The sequence below is a fragment of the Vibrio sp. 970 genome, from assembly GCF_033339075.1.
Genome location: NZ_JAWOTW010000677.1, coordinates 1 through 549 on the forward strand (window position 1 = coordinate 1; position 549 = coordinate 549).

At 44.1% G+C, this 549-nt stretch carries 1 protein-coding gene; it reads right to left on the bottom strand.

What is annotated here, in order from left to right:
- The coding region (locus R7Q11_RS28580; protein WP_263857231.1) for a sensor histidine kinase at positions 1-549 on the bottom strand (549 nt) is incomplete at both ends.

Here is a 549-nt window from a genome sequence, read left to right on the forward strand (position 1 = left end):
TACTGGCAGCGTAACAACAAATGTGGTTCCTTGCCCTTTTTGACTGCGAACTTGTACATCCCCGTCGAGCATATCGACCAAGTTTTTCACGATGGTCAAACCAAGGCCACTGCCACCGTATTCGCGAGTTGTGGTCGCTTCTTCTTGAACAAAAGGTTCGAACATTTCATCCAACTTGTCGGACTCAATACCGATACCCGTATCGCTGATTTCAACCACTAGCACACTATTGTCTGCGCCATAAAACTGCTCTAACTCGGCATGTAAACGCACGCAGCCCGATGGCGTGAACTTCACCGCGTTACTGACTAAATTAAACAGAATTTGATTCAGACGAACTTGGTCGGTGAAAATCTCTACATTGCCATCAAGCTGGTTTTCAATGACAAGTTCAACCCCTTTATTTTCACAAATAGGGCGATAGATGTTTTCTAGCGTTCGCATGGTATCAGCGAAGGAGAAAGGATGTTTTTGGATATTGAACTTGCCTTGTTCAATCTTTGAGAAGTCCAAAATATCATTCAATACAGCCAGTAAGTGCTCACCACT